This is a genomic window from Sphingobacterium sp. UBA7249 (genome assembly GCF_002472835.1).
Classification (GTDB): Bacteria; Bacteroidota; Bacteroidia; order Sphingobacteriales; family Sphingobacteriaceae; genus Sphingobacterium; species Sphingobacterium prati.
In genome coordinates this window covers 65,802-86,598 of the sequence record NZ_DKST01000027.1, presented here as the reverse complement: position 1 = coordinate 86,598, position 20,797 = coordinate 65,802, and the positions used below count along the sequence as shown (strand labels likewise).

17 protein-coding genes and 1 tRNA gene are annotated in these 20,797 nt (G+C 40.3%); 4 read left to right on the top strand and 14 right to left on the bottom strand.

The features are described 5' to 3' along the window. The first annotated feature begins 158 nt into the window (after nucleotides 1-158). On the top strand, nucleotides 159-542 hold the full coding sequence (locus B4A24_RS19175; RefSeq protein ID WP_172395968.1) for a VanZ family protein: 384 nt from the start codon (nucleotides 159-161) through the stop codon (nucleotides 540-542). A 47-nt stretch (nucleotides 543-589) separates the two neighbouring features. Here B4A24_RS19175 and B4A24_RS19170 read toward each other — a convergent pair whose 3' ends face one another. The 6 genes from B4A24_RS19170 to B4A24_RS19145 all read right to left on the bottom strand — a co-directional run bounded on the left by B4A24_RS19170 (nucleotide 590) and on the right by B4A24_RS19145 (nucleotide 7,559). Further along, entirely contained in the window at nucleotides 590-1,291 is a 702-nt protein-coding gene (locus tag B4A24_RS19170) for a ComF family protein (protein ID WP_293946601.1), read from the bottom strand. Nucleotides 1,292-1,333: 42 nt separating this feature from the next. After that, on the bottom strand, nucleotides 1,334-2,434 hold the full coding sequence (rlmN, locus tag B4A24_RS19165) for a 23S rRNA (adenine(2503)-C(2))-methyltransferase RlmN (protein WP_216660843.1): 1,101 nt from the start codon (nucleotides 2,432-2,434) through the stop codon (nucleotides 1,334-1,336). A gap of 75 nt (nucleotides 2,435-2,509) precedes the next feature. Continuing rightward, nucleotides 2,510-3,091 carry a tRNA-(ms[2]io[6]A)-hydroxylase gene (locus B4A24_RS19160; RefSeq protein WP_172395966.1) on the bottom strand — a complete coding sequence of 194 codons (582 nt, stop codon included), beginning with the start codon at nucleotides 3,089-3,091 and terminating at the stop codon, nucleotides 2,510-2,512. A gap of 71 nt (nucleotides 3,092-3,162) precedes the next feature. Next, entirely contained in the window at nucleotides 3,163-4,203 is a 1,041-nt protein-coding gene (locus B4A24_RS19155; protein ID WP_293946600.1) for an Atu2307/SP_0267 family LLM class monooxygenase, read from the bottom strand. Between the two features lie 71 nt (nucleotides 4,204-4,274). Continuing rightward, nucleotides 4,275-4,943 (bottom strand): AcvB/VirJ family lysyl-phosphatidylglycerol hydrolase, encoded by a 669-nt coding sequence (locus tag B4A24_RS19150; protein ID WP_293946599.1) that lies wholly within the window; start codon nucleotides 4,941-4,943, stop codon nucleotides 4,275-4,277. 36 nt (nucleotides 4,944-4,979) lie between these two features. Continuing rightward, entirely contained in the window at nucleotides 4,980-7,559 is a 2,580-nt protein-coding gene (locus tag B4A24_RS19145; RefSeq protein ID WP_293946598.1) for a phosphatidylglycerol lysyltransferase domain-containing protein, read from the bottom strand. 123 nt (nucleotides 7,560-7,682) lie between these two features. Here B4A24_RS19145 and B4A24_RS19140 point away from each other — a divergent pair, with 123 nt between their 5' ends. Beyond that, nucleotides 7,683-8,921, top strand: coding sequence for a glycosyltransferase (locus tag B4A24_RS19140; RefSeq protein WP_293946597.1), 1,239 nt, complete (start codon nucleotides 7,683-7,685; stop codon nucleotides 8,919-8,921). A 1-nt stretch (nucleotide 8,922) separates the two neighbouring features. Here the strand turns inward: B4A24_RS19140 and B4A24_RS19135 are convergent, their stop codons facing one another. Together B4A24_RS19135 and dcd are read right to left on the bottom strand one after the other, a co-directional pair. Next, nucleotides 8,923-10,032 (bottom strand): MBL fold metallo-hydrolase, encoded by a 1,110-nt coding sequence (locus tag B4A24_RS19135; protein ID WP_293946596.1) that lies wholly within the window; start codon nucleotides 10,030-10,032, stop codon nucleotides 8,923-8,925. Then, the gene (gene dcd, locus B4A24_RS19130) at nucleotides 10,033-10,569 is read right to left on the bottom strand and encodes a dCTP deaminase (RefSeq protein WP_172395961.1); all 537 of its coding nucleotides are present in this window, start codon (nucleotides 10,567-10,569) and stop codon (nucleotides 10,033-10,035) included. Nucleotides 10,570-10,788: 219 nt separating this feature from the next. On the opposite strand from dcd, the gene B4A24_RS19125 reads away from it, so the two are divergent. Both B4A24_RS19125 and B4A24_RS19120 read left to right on the top strand, forming a co-directional pair. Continuing rightward, the gene (locus B4A24_RS19125) at nucleotides 10,789-11,430 is read left to right on the top strand and encodes a 4'-phosphopantetheinyl transferase family protein (RefSeq protein WP_293946595.1); all 642 of its coding nucleotides are present in this window, start codon (nucleotides 10,789-10,791) and stop codon (nucleotides 11,428-11,430) included. Between the two features lie 110 nt (nucleotides 11,431-11,540). After that, a tRNA-Glu gene (locus B4A24_RS19120) sits at nucleotides 11,541-11,612 on the top strand. Nucleotides 11,613-11,688: 76 nt separating this feature from the next. Here B4A24_RS19120 and B4A24_RS19115 read toward each other — a convergent pair. From B4A24_RS19115 to B4A24_RS19090, 6 genes are all read right to left on the bottom strand, one after another. Further along, on the bottom strand, nucleotides 11,689-13,032 hold the full coding sequence (locus tag B4A24_RS19115; RefSeq protein WP_293946594.1) for an ankyrin repeat domain-containing protein: 1,344 nt from the start codon (nucleotides 13,030-13,032) through the stop codon (nucleotides 11,689-11,691). 15 nt (nucleotides 13,033-13,047) lie between these two features. After that, nucleotides 13,048-14,244 carry an ankyrin repeat domain-containing protein gene (locus B4A24_RS19110; protein ID WP_293946593.1) on the bottom strand — a complete coding sequence of 399 codons (1,197 nt, stop codon included), beginning with the start codon at nucleotides 14,242-14,244 and terminating at the stop codon, nucleotides 13,048-13,050. A 246-nt stretch (nucleotides 14,245-14,490) separates the two neighbouring features. Then, complete coding sequence (locus B4A24_RS19105) at nucleotides 14,491-15,273, bottom strand: enoyl-CoA hydratase/isomerase family protein (RefSeq protein ID WP_293946592.1); 783 nt, start codon at nucleotides 15,271-15,273, stop codon at nucleotides 14,491-14,493. Nucleotides 15,274-15,277: 4 nt separating this feature from the next. After that, a complete protein-coding gene (locus B4A24_RS19100) occupies nucleotides 15,278-17,773 on the bottom strand; it encodes a DUF5686 family protein (protein WP_293946591.1) in 2,496 nt (831 codons plus the stop codon). A gap of 174 nt (nucleotides 17,774-17,947) precedes the next feature. After that, a complete protein-coding gene (locus B4A24_RS19095; RefSeq protein WP_293946590.1) occupies nucleotides 17,948-19,324 on the bottom strand; it encodes an NADH-quinone oxidoreductase subunit N in 1,377 nt (458 codons plus the stop codon). Nucleotides 19,325-19,342: 18 nt separating this feature from the next. Further along, the gene (locus B4A24_RS19090; protein ID WP_293946589.1) at nucleotides 19,343-20,785 is read right to left on the bottom strand and encodes a complex I subunit 4 family protein; all 1,443 of its coding nucleotides are present in this window, start codon (nucleotides 20,783-20,785) and stop codon (nucleotides 19,343-19,345) included. Between the last annotated feature and the right edge of the window lie 12 nt (nucleotides 20,786-20,797).

The following is a 20,797-nucleotide window of genomic DNA, read 5'->3' as shown; positions in this document are numbered from 1 at the left end:
CATAACAATACAAAGATATATGTATTTTATGGTACCATGCAATACATAGTACCATACGAAACAAAACAAATACATTAATTAGCTGATTATCAAAGTAATAATTTTTTAAAATTATTTGTATTTCATTTCTATCAGGAATTTTTTGGATATTTATCCCCATGATTAAAATCCTACTGGACTATAAATGGTGTTTTATTTGGGCCATCATAGTCATTGTTTTATGTACACTCCCCGGAAATAATTTTGATACAGTTCCCAGCTACCCTGGAATGGACAAACTCGTTCATGCAGGGATGTTCTTCGTATTTTGTACACTTATGTACAACGGTGTTATCCAACAATTTAGCGGAAAACCAACTCGCTGGTTACCTATCTTTATTGTCTCTTTTTTCGGTTTTCTATTTGCAGGATTAACAGAGTTACTTCAGCTCTATATTTTCACTTACCGTAGCGGTGACTGGTGGGATTTATTTGCTGATTCAGTAGGCATTGGTATGGCCGGATTTGCTTATTTATTGAATTACGTGGACCGGAGACATTAATGTCGGTTAAGCCTGGATTTTTTCGATGATCCGGGGATGGGATGGTGTTACTGTGCACGAGCCAAAGTCGCTACGGATACCTTACATCCCAGAGACTCCTGTAAGCCAAGCACACCCGAGACAATAGTCGCACCGGTTGTAAGGACATCATCAACAAGCAAAATATGTGCATCCTGCGCCAACGAAATCTGTTTACAGGTAAAGATGTCTTCCACATTTTCATAACGGGCTAAACGGTCCTTACCTGTTTGCGTCATGGTTGCCCGTTTACGCAACAATAGATCCTCTTGCAACGGAATATGCATTGCTCGTGACAGTCCACGACCAAAATAGGTCGATTGGTTATAACCTCTTTTTCGAAGCTTACTCGCATGTAATGGTATTGGAACAATAGCCGATAATCCAACGTACAGTTCGGATTGAAGGAGCTTGAGGCCGTACTGATAACCAAAATATTCGGCCAAAAATGGTTGGTTATTATATTTAATCTGGTAGATTAGCCGCTCCACACGACTCCCCTTTTGTAGGAGGAGAAAAGAGCAGGCTTCCTCTATTGGAGCTTTCCCCCAAAGCTGTCTCGCAGTGTCATTATCGGAATACGTGTGAAAATTGGTATAAGGCAAATGAAAATCACAGGCAATACAAATGTATTTCTCCTGATATTTAAGTGCACATCCACAACAGGCACATTCTTTTGGAAAGAATATGGTAACAAAATCCCCGAGAATATTCCGTAGATCAAATGACATAAAGCTAACTTCCTCAGCTAAAGATAGCAACAATCTTGCAAACTAAGCCTCAGCGGTCTCTTTATCCTTATCTTTTATGGCCAATTGCCCACAAGCTGCATCAATATCTTTTCCACGGCTCCGCCTAACATTCGTTATGATCCCCTGACTCTTGAGGTAGTTGGCGAATACATCTATCTTGTCAGCTTCGGCATTCAGGAAGTCAGCCAGTGCAATTGGGTTGTATTCAATCAGGTTTACTTTACATGGTACATGCTTACAGAATTTGGCAAGTTCCTTTGCATCTTCCAATTCATCATTGAAATTGTTGAACACAATATATTCAAATGTAATTGGGCTCTTTGTCTTCGCATAGAAGTATTTCAGCGCTTCCGCTAATGCATTTAAGGAATTTTGTTCATTGATTGGCATGATCTCATTGCGCTTTTTATCATTGGCAGCATGTAGTGAAAGCGCCAGATTAAAACGCACCTGATCGTCCCCTAATTTTTTGATCATTTTCGCAATACCAGCTGTGGATACTGTAATTCGCTTTGCAGCCATATTAAGGCCATCCGGAGCTGTGATCCGCTCAACAGATTTCATCATATTGGCGTAGTTTAACAAGGGCTCACCCATGCCCATATAAACAATATTCGTTAGGGGCTGACCGTAATTTTCTTCGGCTTGTTTGCTGATGAGCACGACCTGATCATAAATTTCATCCGCATTAAGATTACGTTTTCGATCCATATAACCAGTCGCACAGAATTTACAAGTTAAACTACAGCCGACCTGCGAACTGACACAGGCTGTCATACGCTCAGGTGCAGGAATCAATACCCCTTCTATGATATTACCATCATAGAGCCTAAAGCTACTTTTGATTGTTTTGTCGGAGCTGATTTGCGATTCCTTAATTTTGACAGCATTGATCGTAAAATTTTCCTTCAGCTTTTCGCGCAAGGCCTTGCTCAAATTACTCATTTGATCAAAATCTACACAAGACTTTTCCCATATCCACTCGTAAATCTGCTTTGCACGAAAGCCCTGTTCACCCAACGCGGTCAATTGATCTTTGATCTGACTCAAAGACAAACTCCTGATATCTATTATTTTACTTTTTTCGATCACGGTACAAAGATAAGAATAATTAAGTGACAAAAAATCCCGTTCTAAAGAAAATAGAACGGGACAACTGTTATGTATGTGTTTTAAAATAGGTAGATTCGCTATTATTTAGCCATGTATAGCCTCTTTATTTCCGTAGGACTGGATTAGCTTACCTTCAAAATCCAACCACTCTTTCCAGCGTTTTTCCACATCGACATCTACGGAATATTTCTTTGCAAAATTCAGGAAGGTTGTATAGTGATTCGCTTCGGAAACCATCAGATCGTAATAAAACTGAGCAAGCTCCTTGTCTTGGATATTTTGGGACAAGACCCTAAACCGCTCACAGCTACGCGCTTCAATCATCGCAGCGAACAATAATCTGTCGATAAAAGCCATATTCCGGCTACCATCTTTTTTGGAAAATTTCATCAGCTGACCTACATAATCATCCTTTCGTTCACGCCCCAACGTATAGCCCCGCTCCTTGATGATGTCAATTACCATCTTAAAATGTTCCATTTCTTCAATGGCTATTGCCGTCAATTCATGAACCAGATCTTCATGTTCTGAATTGTTTGTGATCAAGGATATCGCATTTGAAGCGGCTTTTTGTTCACACCAGGCATGATCGGTTAAAATCTCTTCCAAATTTCCTTCAGCGATATTTGCCCATCGCGGATCTGTCAACAACTTAAGTCCAAGCATCTTACTATCTAACTAAAATTTACTGGCAAAGGTAGGCAATATCCCGGCTTAAAAAAAATGATACTGCGTTCTTAGCTATCTTTGTTTAGTAATGTCCTAATTTTAGGAGCTATTTTTTCCCCATAAATCTCAATAGACCGCAACATCTCTTTATGTCCAGGTGCTCCCACATCCATATGTGCTGAGAAACGTGTCAATCCAAATTTCTCATGGATTTCCAAAATTTTATCAACGGCATATTCTGCGTCCCCAACAATAAGGTGTCCTCTAGAAGACCTGCCGAAATCATATTGTGTCCGTTGATAGGATGGCCATCCACGGCTTGCTCCGATACGGTCCATCTGTGCCGAGTAGATAGGATAGTAATAATCTGCAATCTGTCCACTATTATCGCCAAAAAAAGCATGCATATGAACGCCAACTTGAAATTTCGACATATCATGTCCATTATCTTCATAAGCTTGGCGATACATTTCGAACAAATGATCGAAGTTCTCGTACATGCCGCCAATAATTGCAAACATGACAGGCAGACCAAGTTTTCCGGCACGGATCACCGATGATGTGGTCCCACCAACCGCTACCCATATTGGCAACGATCCATTCTTTGGTCTCGGAAAAATCTCTTGGTTGATCAAAGGTGCCCTAAAATTTCCGCGCCAGGTAACTGTATTCTGTTTATTCAACCGGAGTAATAATTCCAGTTTCTCTTCAAACAAATCCGAATAATCCTTCAAGTCATATCCAAATAATGGAAATGATTCGATAAATGAACCTCTGCCCGCCATAAGCTCTGCCCGACCATCGGACAGGAGATCGACTGTCGCAAAATCCTGAAATAATTTAACGGGATCGGCCGAACTTAGTACGGAAACAGCACTGCCCAACCTGATGTTTTTGGTCACTGTAGAAGCTGCTGCCAATATAATCTCTGGAGCCGCGACGGCATAATCTGCCCGATGGTGCTCACCAATACCAAAGAAATCCAATCCAACCTGATCCATCAGTTTGATTTCTTCAATAATTTCTTTCATTCTATCCTGTGCTGCCTGGATCTGACCTGTACTTGGATCTATCCGAGAGTCACCAAACATTCCTATTCCTAATTCCATGTCTCTATTTTAAAACTAATTCAAAAATAGCTGCTGCATTTCACAATTTATTTGATCTAGGATAAGAAATACTAAAAAAGAGATAACGTTGCTTTAACGACCTGCTCTGCATCGCCACTAAAATGGTGTCCTCCTGAAAGATATTTCTTACTGAAGTTTTTTAATGTAATTTTCTGCAGTGGGAATTCAGCCTCATCATCCCCTAATACCACACTTGTTTTGATACCTTCTATCCGATTTATTTCTGCTATTACATCAAGGCTGCGCTTGGCATTGCTCCTGCCCAAAATATCAGCAATATGAATTTCCAGATCCGTTGAAACTGAGGGCTCCAATAACACAATGCTTTGCACGTTTTTCTTGATCAGGGGATCAATACGGTTTATGATAAAAGGCACCGCATCCGCCCCAAAGGAATACCCCACAATAAAAAGCTGGAGATTCTGCCGCGAGCGCATTAGCTTTTTAAGCGTATTTGATATATCCGCCGCGATATCCTTGGGTGTTTTTTTCTTCCAAAAATAGTTCTTAGAATCAATAGCAGCCACAGCATATCCGGCATGAGCAATTAACTGACATATTTTATTCGAAAAAGTATTGAAACCACCATCTCCGCTTAGGTAAAGTACCAGAGGCAATACCGTTTTATTGTTCCAATATTTCATATTGATCAACCGTTGTTGCGCAAAAGCATGAAAGACCATGCAGCCAATTATAAATAAAATGATCAATTTCTTCATAGAAATCGTTTTTTGCTTAACTGGAATGAACTGATATCAATCATTCGGTTTCATCACTTTAACTAACGCAACCGGAAGCGGTATCAGATCAAAATCGTTATCAAAGATAAGGTATTTGTTTTCCCAAAAAGTCGCATACTTCTCTTTAAAATCACGTAAACTGTGGTAATGTTTAAAATTTCCGAGTCGCGTTGACGCAAATTTCATAATCTTTTCTGCGGGACTCGCTGTTGCTTCCAACCCCGCCATCGGAACCATCCCCAAGTTCAGGTAGCTATATTTTTGCGCTTTTGCATATCGAATCAATTCAACGATTAGCGCATCCATACTTCCACCTGGCGCCGCCATCGACTTCCGAATCATATCATAAGTACACTCATCTTTAGCATAATCAGGAATAATATTCAAGAAAGCAACGATTTTGCCGCTTTCATTTTTAAGGACAATGATATCCTGTTCAATAAGCTCGTCGGCAATAAACATACCTTGTGAAAAGACCATTTCCTTCCTATCGAATTCCTTTAACCATTCGTCAGAAATGACCTTGAGTTCATCCAGGATTACTAGTGGCTGCGGCGCCTTTAACACTGCAGTTGTAAATCCTTTTTTCTGGATCGCATTCAGTCCATTACGTAATGATTTACGCTCTTTCCCCTCCAAGCTAAATGTTTCCAATTCCAAAAGAGCTTCCTGTCCGATCGCTATCTTCTGCTTCCGAAGGGATGAAAAATGAACTAGGCTATTTTCATCAACCCGATAATAAATAGCTTTTAACCCATTTGAATAACAATAACGATCGAATTCTTCAACTAGCTCCTCTTTATCTCCCTGTTCGCATACGGGCTCATCCAATACGATCGCAAACTCATTGGCAAGTCTATAAGCTGTAAAGCCCTCTGAAATCTCGGAGAAAAAAAGATATTTGTCTTTCCCGAGTTTGAAAAAATCCATGGGCGATTGCCCAAATTCATTCAACAATAGTTTCGCCCGTTCGAGTTTAGATTGACTAGAATCCTCATCCGGAATCAAACGCGGACGAGCGAGGGCGTAGATTAAAAGAAACCAGCAAAAAATCCCTAAGACTTGTGTGATACGCAAGAATTCCTGCCCAAAATTTGTTTGAGGCATCAGATCATTATCAGCGAACAACAAAAAACTTTTTGCAGTATGGTAAAGAGACTGCCGCCAAGTAAATTCAACGCCAAAATGCTGTTTATCAATAAAGTAAAAGCTTACTACATCAAATAAACAGACCCCGCCTAATGCTACGGCAAAGGTTATGAAGCCAATCCTTATCCAGCGGATATTACTTTTAATCCGATACTGCTTGTAACTGATCCCCAAGAAGATAAGGGTCAATAGGGCTACCGATGCTTCTTCATAGTCCAATGCTTTAAACACATGTCCAAACAAAGATAAAGCACTGAATACAACAGCAATCCAGAATGCGACACGAAACCCTTTGATGAGATAAGCCGAGGTAACCAACAAACCTATTCCCAGAACAAATACCATAAACTTAGATGCATGGATAGCTTCCAGCGGTAGGTAAAACCGGTCTAATTTCAGTGGAGTTAATACCGAAACGATATTGACCATACCCAAAAAGAAGATCAACAATGCCGGTCCCACCCGTGCCAAAAGCTGTCTACCACGCCAGGCAAAAGCGATCAATCCCAAGAATAAAGGTAACCAGAATTCAAATACACGATATAGGATGGTTATCCCTAATCCTGCTGCCTGCCCGTATCCATATGCCTTGAAAATATAAAGCATGGTTAATTCGACGGCACCCAATCCTCTCAAAAAGGGCGATACAATCATTAGAACTACCGAAACTGTATAAGCGATGGCTGCCGCCTCAAATGAATGATCTAGGCCCAGCGCATACATGCTGACAAAAGCATGCGCTATCCCGCAGCCCTCAACGACCATTGAAGCCATTATTGTCCCTAGGAGGTATTTCATTTTGACTTCCCCAGAAAATATTTCGTCGATATTGGAAGCAACTGCTGGAAATTTTAATTCCATCCAACGATAGATCCCCTTATGCGTACGAAAGGACCATACAAACCAGAATATAATGGTTAAAAGCAATCCCAAAATCAATAGCGAAATCCAAGCGTTACCAAAATTTTTGTTGTCCCAAATTGTATATAATATCACAGGGACGCCAATCATAAAGACAGTCAACAACCCGACGTAACCATATAAAGCGCCAGCTTGATGAATCTGTGTCGTATTTAAATTCCTTTTTCGTAATTGGGTAGTTGTATAAGCCAGGGAGCTAATACCCCCCGCAGGAAGAAAAACACTCAGTAAATTTCTTTTTAAGAATAGGTCTATGGCAATTTTCAAGCTGATCGAAAGACCAATCGCTTTAAAACTCTGCACATACATCAGGCCTTGTAGTAACACATAGAGCAAAGTGATACCAATACCGACCGAAACCCAAGTTAGATCCGCCGTTCTCAGTTGAGGAATAATGGCCGCTAGCTCTTTTCTTTCGTTTCTAAAAAAGACGAAGGCAAGTAAAATAACCAAAACAGCTATTAGCTCCTTCCAATAAGTTTTTGGTGAGAAATGTCGAATGCGTTGAACAATAGTCTTGCCCATATTATCGTTTATTGTCTAATAACCATACCGTATATATAAACACGAAATAAAGCTAATCGTTTCAAAATGACAAATTGTTAAGTTTTCGTCAATTCTTTTGACATTAATCAGTAATTTTCACCCATGAAAGAGAAAAGGGTATTGTTCATCGGACTAGTTTGGCCCGAGCCAACATCATCAGCCGCCGGTTTTAGGATGATGCAATTGATCGAGACATTCCTGGATCGTTCTTATCAAATCACTTTTGCTTCTGCAGCAGCCAAATCTCCTTATAGCGCACCATTGAGATCACTGGGTATCGTCGAACAGCCTATTGTATTGAACAGTGACAGTTTTGATGATTTTATCACCCAGCTACAACCCGATATTGTTGTATTCGACCGGTTTATGATCGAGGAGCAATATGGTTGGAGGGTAGCTCAGCAATGCCCTAGTGCGCTTCGGGTACTCGACACCGAAGATCTCCATTTGCTAAGGCAAGCACGGCAGGCCTGTATCAAAAACAACGACAATTTTTCCTTTCAGGAGCTGTTTACGGAAACAGCGAAAAGAGAGATTGCCTCGATATTGCGTTGCGATCTGTCATTAATCATTTCGGAATCCGAAATGAAAATTTTAACAGAAATATTTCGCATTTCACCAGATATTCTATATTATCTCCCCTTTCTCGAAAATGAGATTACGGCTGAGGATATGAATACATGGAAACCTTTTGAAGAGCGGAAAGATCTGTTATTTATTGGCAACTTTATCCATGAGCCCAACTGGCATACCGTGCAATACCTAAAGACAACGATTTGGCCGGTTCTTCGTAAAATGCTTCCAAAAGTAGAATTACACATCTATGGTGCGTATCCAACGCAGAAAGTCCTTCAACTGCATAATCCCAGAGAAAATTTTCATATCAAGGGAAGAGCAGATTCCGCGAAGGACACTATGTCCAACTACAGGTTATTGGTTGCGCCGATCCAATTTGGAGCCGGAGTAAAAGGCAAATTTATTGATGCCATGCATACAGGCACTCCTTCTGTCACCACTTCCATTGGTGCCGAAGCGATGAAAGGCAATTTATCTTGGAATGGTTTTATCGCAGATACCGCTGAAGTATTCTGCCAAAAAACCACTGAACTTTATAACGATAAAACCGCATGGAAAACAGCTCAAGCCAATGGTATTCGTATCATCAATGAACGTTATGAAAAACGAAAGTATCAAGCGGACTTTATGACCAATTTGTCCCTACTTAAAGTGCAATTGGACAAACATCGGCAACAGAATTTTATTAGCCAGATCCTGTTGCATCATACATTACAAAGCACAAAATATATGTCGCTGTGGATTGCTGAAAAGAATAAGCAATAATTTAATTTACATCCCGCCACCAAGGAGCATATACGCTGTCTAATTTGTTCAGATGCACCAGTTCACCTATTTTTGGGGTAATCAGTTTGCTACGCTCTTTTTGGGCGATCTCATAAAACTTCTCCATAGGCTCCCTCCATCCGTGCATGGCCAAAGCAAATTTCGAAGAGTGGACAGGCAAGGTGGCTTTAGCTTGCAGATCTTTCGTTTCGAGGCCCCATTCTTCGGGCAACGAATGGATATAATGCCAGGCATCATTATACTGTCCATTTTCTAATATCGCCAGATCAAACGGACCAAATCGCTCGCCTATGGTCTTGAAGTGTTTCCCATAACCACTGTCACCGCCCAAAAACAAATTGTATTTTGGAGTTTTCAGTACAAAGGAAGTCCAGAGGGTATTATTCCTTGTAAATCTGCGTCCGGAGAAATGTCTTGCAGGGGTAAAAGTTATCTGAAAATTGGGATCAAGGTTCACTTGATCATACCAATCGCCCTCTATAATTTGCTCAGGTTTATACCCCCAGGCTTCAAAATGTGCCCCAACACCTAAACCACAAATAACCTGGACGACTTTCTCACGCAGTTTGGCTACCGTCTCATAATCGAGATGGTCATAATGATCGTGCGAAATAAAAAGGTAATCTATTTTAGGAAAGTCAGCTGCAGTATAATCCACTGCAATTTTAAAAGCTCTGTTACTCCCTGGCACAGGTGAAGCATTTTGACTGAACACAGGATCAACGAGCAGCAGTTTTCCGTCAATCTTCAGCAGATAGGAAGAGTGACCAAACCAGACCAAAATATCCTGTTCCGGCAGATTTTTCAGATCACATTTCACCGCCGGTAACACAACCAATGGCTTCAGTCCCGGTTTTTTATTGAAAAGAAAATCCCACATTAAAGAGACGATATTTACATCATTCTTTAGGGCGGGAGTCACTTCAAGATTATGAAACACCCTATTTCTGAAGTTGGGCGACTGTCTCATCCGCGCTAGCCGATCACCTTTCATGCTTCCGCCAAACATCGGGTGGACAAAATAATAGAGCAACCCACTGACGAAAACAATCAATAGCATCCCTAAAATAATCCATCCCACATTCCTCATTTAGAAACTATTTTTCCACATCATGGATTCGACCGGACGAACGGTCTTGCCATTATATTTTGCATTACCTTTTGTATTGTAGAAGGTTTCAATCTCTCCTTCCACAGCAAAATAAATCAACTGGCCAATTGGCATTCCGGCATATATTCTGACTGGCTGTGCGACAGAGATCTCCAATGTCCACGTATTACAAAATCCCACATCACCTTTACCAGCCGTAGCATGGATATCAATCCCCAAACGGCCAGTACTAGATTTCCCTTCCAAAAAAGGAACATGCTTGTGCGTTTCTGTATATTCCTGCGTGACGCCTAAATAAAGGGTATTAGGTTCTAATACAAACCCTTCCTCTGGAATTTCAAAATGATCAATTTCATTATGTTTTTTGGCATCCAGTACACGGTCTACATAGGTTGCCAAATATTTCCCCAAATGCACATCATAGGAATTTGTTCCTAAACACTTACGGTCAAACGGTTGAATGACAATACTGCCATTTTCAATCTCTTCAAGAATTCTTTTATCCGATAAAATCATGTGTATCAAAATAGCAAGAGCATCAGGCCATGCTATATAAATTCAAAAATACGGTTCTCACACAAATTTTTATGTTATTTTTTATTTAAAGTGCTGTTTTTTATTGTCAATTCGCTCTTTTAAAGTTGAGAGCATCTCCATCCGTCCAAACACTTCAATTTTTCAAAACGCCAATACTTGATTGTGCTGTAATATGCGATTTGTTTTTTAAATTTGGGTATGAGTCTAGTGTATTTACGTGAGATCGATAACCAAACCAAATTTGCTATTTGGAGGATTGAAGAATCGGATGATGATTTATTGTCCAAACTTCAGCTGGATGAACGTGAGAAAGCCAAATTAGGCTCTTTTAATAAAGGTAAACGACGGTTACATTGGCTTGCTACACGTGTCTTACTGCGGACCCTTCTAAATACTTCGCGTTATATAGACTGTCCTTCCGATGCGAACGGTAAACCTTATTTAGCCAATTTTCCACAGAAGATATCACTTTCACACTCCTTTGACTATGCCGCCGCAATGATAAGTACCAAGGGAGAGGTTGGGATCGACATGGAAATTATCAAGACGAAGGTAGAGCGGATCCAGCATAAGTTTCTCAAGCCTGATGAACTCGCTTTTATCACAAAAGGTGCAACGCAATACGAACAATTATATGCCTGTTGGTGTGCCAAAGAAGCCATCTATAAACTTCAGGGGAATTCTGGTGTTTCCTTCTTAAACAACATGACGATACAACCATTCGAATATCAAAAACAAGGTGTGTTAAAACTCGAGCTTGACAGTAGCCAGCACAAGCAGATTTATGAGGTGCACTATGAAAAATTCAATGAATATATGCTTGCATATGCTGTTGGATAGTGTCGACAAAAAAATAATTTTTCTCAATTTCAGTGAATTAGCAATAGAAGCGCACTTTTTTTTTGTGCTTATTGAAAAAGCTTCTATATTTGCAGCATCACAAAGAAAATGGCCCGTTCGTCTAGGGGTTAGGACGCAAGATTTTCATTCTTGAAACAGGGGTTCGATTCCCCTACGGGCTACTAAAGAAACAAAAAACCTGCAATTTTGATTGCAGGTTTTTTTGTTTCTATGTACACGCAATAATAGCGATGATGATCAGGCCTTCAATATCTTCGCTTTTTCCTGGTCAAATTCTTCTTGATTGATAATTCCGGCATCCAGCAGATCCTTTAAATCAAACAAAGCTTGCTTTTTAAGTCCCATATCCATCGGCGAAGCTGGTTCAGCTATTCTGGCTCCTGCACTGATGGGGCCATCATCCACTGCGTTTGTTTTCGCGCCGAAGTCTATCAATAATCTTGTTATCTCATTAAATCCCTGCATATTGGAATAATCTATTGGCTTTTGCTCAATAACATTAGAAATATCAGTCAGCGCACCGTTTGAAAGCAAATAACGCAATACATCTTTTTTTCCATATGCTGCCGCATAGTGCAAAGCTGTATTACCGGAGGCATCCTGTTTGTCTATAGTCGCACCACTATCCAACAGCTGTTTTACCAAAGACAGATAACCCATTTTCGTAGCAGTATGTAATAATGTTTCTCCGGCGTAATGTGGTTCATACCCCAAAATAAAAGTACGTCTTCCTGTTTTTGCAATAAGCTTCTCCAAGTATTCTCCATCTTTCCCATCAAATGAATCTACAGGGCGAGCATAATCCGCTGAAAGCCCTCGTTCCAGGAACAAGGTTAACAGTTCCTTTTGATTACTGTTACACACGTACCAAACTGGAGAGATCCCTTCGGCAGATTCGGCAAAAATATCACTGCCTTGCTCTAGTAATCTCTGTGCGAGCACACGATTCCCCATTTTCACGGCTAATAGCAGGGGGCCTTCGCTTAGATCGTTCAACGTGTTGACTGCGGCGCCATTATCCAACAACATATTTACAATGGGCACCGACCCTAATGCTACTGCAATGTTGAGTGCCGTATTGCCTGCTTTATCGGTGATGTCCAAATTGGCTCCTTGTGACACCAGCAATTGAACGACAGGGGGATATTTTGCCTGCACAGCCAACAACAAAGGCGACTCCGCATCATTGTTCAATGCATTTACATCCAATCCTGCAGCGATCAGTTTCTCAGCCATATCCTGCTGTCCGGTTCTAGCTGCGATATGAAGCAAACTATTTCCTGCGAAATCATTGATATGGGCGTTTGCACCTTTATCCAATAAATACACTGCAGCCTGCTTTTGTTTTTGTAATAATGCAAAATACAAGGGTGTCTCCCCTCGGTGATCTTCATAATCTAGCGTAGCTCCCGCTTCAACTAATTTTTTAACCAGATCTTGGTACCCTCGATGGGCTGCATAATGTAATGCTGTTCGACCTAATTCATCCGTATACGACACATCGACTTGGTTTTTTTCCAATAAGATTTCAGCAATCTTGCGTTTTCCCCCTTCGCATGCAACTATAAATGATTGAGACATGAATTTTCTTTTGATTTATTGTTTTAATAACCACTCCACGGTCTTTACCTTGAGATTGTCCTCCATCGCATAATCAACCGCTTTCTTATCGTTTCCATTTTCCACTTGTGGATCAATTCCCTCAGCCACTAAAACCTTCACTTTCTTGTAGAGATCCCGTGCTTTGTTTTCATCGTAATTGATTTGTTCTTGACAGACCTTATGTAGGAGTGTGTTCCCTTCATTATCAATATAGTTTACATCCAGATATCCTTTTGATATTACATCTTGCAACACGGTAGCGGACTTCTCTATCAACCAGTCGACTCCGGTCTTCTCTTTCTGATACCAGAGGGAAGGTTCGGTAAAATCTGCACCATGCTCCAACAGCATGGAAAGAATTTTTAAATTTTGGTCACTGTCCGTATGCATTGTGCGCAGGAAAGCATTAAGCAGATTCTCCCCTTGTTTAGTGGTACTATGGAAATCTGGTACCCCATAATTCAGAAGTTGTTCCAATAAGTTTGCATTGGAATGCCTTACAGCAGCATAATAAAATGAAGTTTCGCCATGCCAATCTTTCTGATTGGGATCTGCGCCAGCATTCAATAAGCTTATCACAACCTCAGGCTTTACGCTGTCTACAGCCATGTGTAAAGCTGTTTTTTGTTCTACATTTGCTGTATTTGGATCAATCCCTTCCGATAATAACCACTCCACAATGTCTAAAACACGGTCGGTAGGTTGCATACGCAGGGTACATATTTTAAACAATAATGTCTGCCCATATCGATCTATTTTGTGAATATCAGCGCCTGCAGCGACTATAGTTTTTAGAAGGGAAATCGCTGTATTTTCTCTCAGTGCATATTCAAGCAATGTTGTCCCTGCGACCTCTTCATTTACATCATCAACCTGCTCTAAATAACTTTCGAACCATTTTAAATAACTTTCGAGCTGGTCCGGAGCCACAATTGGGGGCTTTATTAAAATATTGATAATTGTTGTATCGAAGCGATCATAGTCATATAGATCTGTTGAAATGAAACCATATTCAACAAATTTTGATAAAATGCTATAATGCTGCTGTCGAATCAATTGTCCGACTGCACTGTTTAGTGCATAATCCTGGAATTCAACTTTCCGTGTTACATGTTCAAGGATTTGCTCCATCCCCTTGATATCCCCCTTACCCGAGCACGCGGCAAGCGATCGTAATTCATCATTTGTCATTATTCAATTCTATTAGATCAAAGAAAATGGGCTAAATTTCTTTAAATCCTCTTTATTTCATTATTTTTTTACAGAACGAGCTTTCATATATCTAGAAATGACTATGTGCTCAATTATTGGCCCATGAAGATATTTCTTATCTACCTATAAGAAACGATTGAACGCATAAAAATAGTATAAAATACGCGATGGACACTATTTTTAAAAAAACAAAAATGTTACACTTTCATCCGGTATCCCACTTTCTTATTGGGGGAATTGGGGTGGTCTTTTTTCTAGAAAAGCCGAGACGCCCTCTTTAAAATCCTCCGTTCCGAATAAGTGACCAAAGGCATCCATCTCTACCTTATTACCGTCTCTTTTTTTATCTCCAGCTGCATTGATGGCATCAATGGCATTGGCAACCGCGACACGTGAACGGGTAAATATTTTCCGAAGTATTTCTTCGGCCCTTGAGATCAGTTTTTCTTGCGGAACGACTTCATTCACCAAGCCCATTTCATAGGCTTTATGCGCATCAATCATATCACCTGTTAAAATCATCTGTATAGCAGGTCCCTTTCCGATCAGGGCTGGCAAACGCTGTGTCCCCCCATAACCCGGGATCAGCCCCAACGAAACTTCTGGAAGTCCCATTTTCGCATTTTCAGAGGCAATACGCATATGACAAGCCAGCGCCATCTCAAGTCCACCACCTAAAGCGTAGCCGTTGATGGCCGCAATAACAGGTTTTGGAGCCCCCTCAATAAGATCTGTAAAGATGATATGCCCACGCTCACTTAACCAACGTGCCTGAACAACTGACAAGTCAGTAAACTCCTTAATATCCGCCCCTGCGACAAATGCTTTATGACCAGCTCCCGTCAATATAATTCCACGGACATGATTATCCGAATTGAGCTGTTTGAAAATTTCCTGCAATTCATCGAGGGTCTCCTGATTCAGCGCATTCATTTGAGGCTCACGGTCTATGATGATATAACCAATGCTATCTTTAACCTCATACTTTAAATTCGAATATTGAGTCATAAGACTAAAAATTAAAATGTATGGATGCTGTGAAGGTGTCTGAAGGAACCCCTTCTCCACCTTTGTAGCTCAATCTTTTTTTATACTCTAATCTAAGCAATTTAAAGATATTATCCACGCCCACCAAGCCCTCAACATAAGGTTTATTACGGACAGCTTTCGTCTGAACAATACCATCTTTATCTGCTTCAAATTTAACGTTTTCAGGGGTTACAAAGGGGTTGTTCACATCGCTCAGTTTTCCATAAAAAGCTTTGAAGCCAGACACCTCACGCCATTTCAGTCTTCTGAACAAAGGAATTCTATTAAAGAAAAATCCGTTCCAATTGTGATAATAGGTCAATTTTAAAAACTGATCCGATGCAAACTCCGAAGCTGCCATCAAATCAAAGTTGACCAAGGGACCAGATTTGTCTTTAGTAACTTCAGGAAGTTCCAATAAGGTGTACGGCAAATGTTTCCCCCAGATCCTTCCTCCCGAAAATTCAAAATCTGCTTGTCCGGCCGGAGATAAAAACATCCGTTTGAAGACACTGAACCGCAAAGCATCATAACTATAATCTGCTCCCCAAAAGCCTTTCAAACCCTTGTTATATTGCAGCGTAAAAATTGGATATTTATTTTCTACTGTACCACGGTCCAAATTATGGTACGTAAAATCTTCATTTGGAGCCCAACGCAAGATGAGCTGTAGGTCATTTGTATTTACCGCACGGATCGTATCAGGGTTGGGTAAACTATTGATATAAAATAAATCACCCCGCGGCTGTCTACGTGTATGTGTAAAAGCCGTTCCAATACTGACATGATTACCAAATTCGATCAGATGATCAACGCGATAGATATCATTGAATTGCCATTTATTTGGCCTATTCTTTCCAAAAGAACGGAAAAAACCATCACCTTTCAGAAATCCTAAATTTCGTCCCGGCTCCATCACATCGTGCTGTACTGTAAAGCGCAGGTAGTTTGCGGGAAACTGGACAATGCGTTCTCCATTTAATGTGAACGCAGTACTCAGATAATACTTAAATGCCTTATCTTTGTCGCCATAGGCGGTATACCCTTCGATAAATGCCTTTTCAGAAAACAAACGTGTGGTTCGCCCGCTCAACCGGAAACGATTACCTTCATAATTATTCCGGCTATAGAGATACTCCAACGGCCCAAACTCAAATTTCCCGGCATTATAATACCCCTTTGCCAATAAATAACCCAATGAAACCAATTGGTTGAAAGAACGCATATTCTGAACGGAATCAACTTTCTGATAAGCCCCCAATTCGGCCTTGCTCAATGCTGTAGGCCTCACTTGAATCATCGGGATTTTTGCCGCAGATTGAAGCAGGTATCTTTTTTCAACAGGCACACCTACAAAATTCTCATCCGAGATCGAATCTGTCCGATGCCCCAAATATTGTGTTTCCCTACGTCCATATAAAACGTCCGATTTACTTGCACCAAACAATATTTTTAAATCGGTATGCACCGGAATCATACTACCGTTTTTAAATTCGCTGTAGCTCAGGTCAATCTGTACATCATTGATCCAGTTGATATTTGCCGCCTTTCCAATATTCAATGTTGCCTGCTGAACAGCAAACCGTGTATCATCTGAGATAAGGAGAACACCATAGAACAATAAATCAATCTTGGATTTGCCCTCAAAATGAAGTTCGATATAGTCCTTACCCGCTATTTGAATAGTATCCTGTATACGATATTTATAAAAAGCTGTGGCACCGGTGGCTATTGGACTCAGTATCCCTTTATTCGTAATCTGTATCGTATTCTCATAGAGATCGACATTACGAAGTATTGTTTGGAAACGCGTCTGCCAGTTATCGTTATTGAAAAAACGAGGATTTAATTCCGTTTGATTGTGACTGGTGACAATCTTTTTGCTTCGGTTAGGATTATGCGAAGAAAAGACATTTGCATAATTTTCCTCCATATAGAATGGGGCGATCGTGACACCTCTAAATACGGTAGAGTCTATATTTTCGAAAAGGAATCGAAATGGCTTTGGAAACTTCTTAGCCTTTTCTTCTGGATTTACAAAACCAAATTGTGTCTTCTCATACTCGTCGAAACGAATCTCGGGAATACGGGTATAATGATTTTGCGGGCGATGGGCAATGACTTGTTCTATCAGCGCAATCGCTGGATCTTTTGGTTTCTTATTTTTTCGATTGATGACAACCATATCCAGGGTATTGTCTTTCGAAGTCAAGCGAACCGTCATCATTGTATCAGGCCCCCGGTGTACATCTATCGTCCTTCGTTCATATCCCACTGCCCCAAATGTCAATTGCCGATGCTGCTTTTTGTCCTGAATCTTAAAATAACCGAGTGTATCACTGATACCACCTCCATCCTCTCCAACCCAATTGATTGAAACGCTACCAATCCCCTTCCCGGTCTGTGCATCAACAACCTTCCCACGAAGAAATTCTTGCGCACCCACTTTTCCTCCCAACAGGATGAATAATAGTACCACACTCAAAAAGCTTATCGAAAAAGATTTAACACACACTTTAAACACCATCTGCAAACTGATAGGATTTCTTTTTTACAATATACAATTTGTATTCAAGAGTTATATCAATAAATATAAAAAAAGCATAGCGAAATCGCTATGCTTTAATAAACAACAAGTATTTTAACAGAAACTTTATATTAACATTAAAAAGCAGTCTGGATACACCCCAATAAGAATCGTCAATCCGACTGCAAGCAATAGGACAAATGAATAGTTCCACTGCACATTTACACAGGATTCTTCACTTTCTCTAAAATACATCGCAACCACTACTTTCAAATAATAGTAAACTGCGATAGCTGCATTGATCACCGCTAAAATTAACAATACGATATGGTAGTTCTCCATTACTGAAGAGAACATCATAAACTTACCAATAAACCCTGCAGTCAATGGAATACCTGCAAGTGAAAGCATCGCTACAGTGATTGCAAATGCCAACATTGGATTTCGTTTTCCTAATCCGTTAAATGCTTCAAAATGCTCTGAACCCGTAGTCTTCTTTACAAGAATCAATCCTGTAAATGCAACAACTGTAGCAAGTGAATATGCAAGCCCGTAAGCGAAGATACCATTTGCTGAAGTCGCTCCCACAGCTATGATGGCAAACAGCATATAACCTGCGTGAGAAATACTGGAGTAAGCTAGCATACGCTTGAAAGAAGATTGCATTACAGCGGAAATATTTCCGACAAACAAGGTGATAATTGCGATGATCAGGAATACTGGTGTCCAAAAATCTTGTAAAGGAAGTAAACTGTAACTAAACAATCGCAATAACCCCGCAAAGGAAGCTACTTTAACGACTGTACTCATATAACTTGTTATCAGAATAGGTGCTCCATCATATACATCAGGTGTCCAAAAGTGAAATGGTGCCGCACCAACCTTAAAGGTGAGACCAACAATAAGCAATAGGATACCACCATAAAATAAAGGTGAAATCGCATGTGGGTTGTTTACAACATATGCTTTTATCTCCGCTAGATCAAATGAACCTGTGGCTCCATATAGCAATGTAATCCCAAATAATAAAAAACCAGTAGAGAATGCCCCCATCAAAAAATACTTTAGTGCAGCCTCATTAGATGCCTTATCTCTTTTACGGATGCCCACTAGAATATAAAGCGCAACGGACATGATTTCAATACCTAAAAAGAGCATGGAAAAATTATGATAACTGTTTACCAAAACGGCCCCTGTCAGTGAAAATATCAATAACGAATAATATTCCGCCACTTGTCCACCTTCGTCAAAATACCCCTTTGAGATAATAAATATACACAACGTAACAGCAATACATAAGACCGAAAAAGCAACCGCATAATGATCAAAATGGACCATCCCGCTAAAAAGTGGTCCCTTGTCTATTTTCCAGTCGTTCAATAAGAAACCAATGGCAATCAAGAATCCAAGGATAGAAACAGGTAGAAGCAGTGTTTTTGCCTTGAACAAACCAAGATAAAGAACAACTAATGCTAATATTGAAAGTGTAATTATAGCTCCCATACAATTTGATATATCTATTTATCTGCCTAAAAATGTACTTAAAACTTCCACTGAACCCGCAGAAAGATTCAATAGGAAATTTGGGAATATACCGATATAGAGAATCAAGAAAGAGATCAAACCCAACACAACGAGCTCTCTCCCTTTTATATCCTCAAACTGTATCGTCCTGTCCGTTGTTTCCCCCAACATCGTCTGCTGATAAAGACGAAGCATATATACAGCACCTAATATCAGCGTTAATCCGGCAAAAACTGCAAACCAGAATCCATATTGAAATACACCTTTCAACAGCAGAAATTCACCAATAAAGCCATTCGTTAACGGCAATCCTACAGCGCCCATACAGATAATCATAAAAAATATGGCCAATTTTGGCGCTTTGCTTGCTATTCCGCCAAGTTCGGACAGGCGCCGTGTCTGTGTACGTTGCTGCACGATATCTAGCACATAAAAAAGACCGACAACTGAAATACCGTGATTTAACATCTGTATCGTTGCCCCACTTAGGCCATTTGTATTCCAAGTGAAGACCCCCGCACTGATCAACCCAACGTGTGCAATAGAGGAGTAGGCGATCAAGCGTTTAGCATCGTCCTGTTTAATGGCAATGATAGAAGCATACACAATTCCGATAACGCATAGGATCATTGCGAACTGGCCATACAATGCTACCCCCGTCGGAACCACAGGCAATAGCCAGCGCATCAAACCGTATACCCCCATTTTCAACATAATACCAGCTAACAACATCGTACCCGCAGCCGGCGCATTTGTGTAAGTATTGGGTTGCCAGGTATGAAAAGGGAAAATTGGAATCTTAATCGCAAACGCAATAAAAAATGCCCAGAATAACCAACGTTGCGTGCTATCCCCTAATTCCAAAGCAATAAAGGATGTCCACTCAAAATCATGGTTGGGCACTTGCTGATAGAGATAAAGAATTCCGATCAACATCAAAAGGCTTCCAAAAAAAGTATAAATGAAGAACTTTAGATTAACCCGAATACGGTCACCTTCGCCCCAAAGCGCGCAGATAAAATAAATCGGAATCAACGCAATCTCCCAGCCCACATAAAACGTAAAAGCATCCAATGCCATGAATACAAGCAGTAACCCCGCCTGCATAAACGCCATCAAAGCATAAAAATTACCTTTATAGTTTTTAGCAAAAGTAGTCGCGATAATAAAAGGCATCAATCCGTTGGTCAACAAGATCAACGGTAAACTAATCCCATCTATCCCGAGGTGAAAATGAATATGTAATGTCGAAATCCACTCCCAATTTTTTTCAAATTGCATTCCGCCATTTGGGTCAAATTGACACAGGAACGGAATAGTCAATGCGAGCGATACTAGTGATAAAATCAACGCGATTGACTTTGCGGCATCAGTCTTTAATAGCGCTAAAATCAATGCGCTTATTAACGGCAATAAAATAAGTAGAAAAAGGTTATCCATCGATTATACTAA

Coding starts and splice junctions, on each gene's coding strand:
- B4A24_RS19175 (WP_172395968.1), top strand. CDS start 159: ATGATTAAAATCCTACTGGACTATAAATGGTGTTTTATTTGGGCCATC.
- B4A24_RS19170 (WP_293946601.1), bottom strand. CDS start 1,291: ATGTCATTTGATCTACGGAATATTCTCGGGGATTTTGTTACCATATTC.
- B4A24_RS19160 (WP_172395966.1), bottom strand. CDS start 3,091: ATGCTTGGACTTAAGTTGTTGACAGATCCGCGATGGGCAAATATCGCT.
- B4A24_RS19155 (WP_293946600.1), bottom strand. CDS start 4,203: ATGGAATTAGGAATAGGAATGTTTGGTGACTCTCGGATAGATCCAAGT.
- B4A24_RS19150 (WP_293946599.1), bottom strand. CDS start 4,943: ATGAAGAAATTGATCATTTTATTTATAATTGGCTGCATGGTCTTTCAT.
- B4A24_RS19145 (WP_293946598.1), bottom strand. CDS start 7,559: ATGGGCAAGACTATTGTTCAACGCATTCGACATTTCTCACCAAAAACT.
- B4A24_RS19140 (WP_293946597.1), top strand. CDS start 7,683: ATGAAAGAGAAAAGGGTATTGTTCATCGGACTAGTTTGGCCCGAGCCA.
- B4A24_RS19135 (WP_293946596.1), bottom strand. CDS start 10,032: ATGAGGAATGTGGGATGGATTATTTTAGGGATGCTATTGATTGTTTTC.
- dcd (WP_172395961.1), bottom strand. CDS start 10,569: ATGATTTTATCGGATAAAAGAATTCTTGAAGAGATTGAAAATGGCAGT.
- B4A24_RS19125 (WP_293946595.1), top strand. CDS start 10,789: ATGAGTCTAGTGTATTTACGTGAGATCGATAACCAAACCAAATTTGCT.
- B4A24_RS19115 (WP_293946594.1), bottom strand. CDS start 13,032: ATGTCTCAATCATTTATAGTTGCATGCGAAGGGGGAAAACGCAAGATT.
- B4A24_RS19110 (WP_293946593.1), bottom strand. CDS start 14,244: ATGACAAATGATGAATTACGATCGCTTGCCGCGTGCTCGGGTAAGGGG.
- B4A24_RS19105 (WP_293946592.1), bottom strand. CDS start 15,273: ATGACTCAATATTCGAATTTAAAGTATGAGGTTAAAGATAGCATTGGT.
- B4A24_RS19095 (WP_293946590.1), bottom strand. CDS start 19,324: ATGGGAGCTATAATTACACTTTCAATATTAGCATTAGTTGTTCTTTAT.
- B4A24_RS19090 (WP_293946589.1), bottom strand. CDS start 20,785: ATGGATAACCTTTTTCTACTTATTTTATTGCCGTTAATAAGCGCATTG.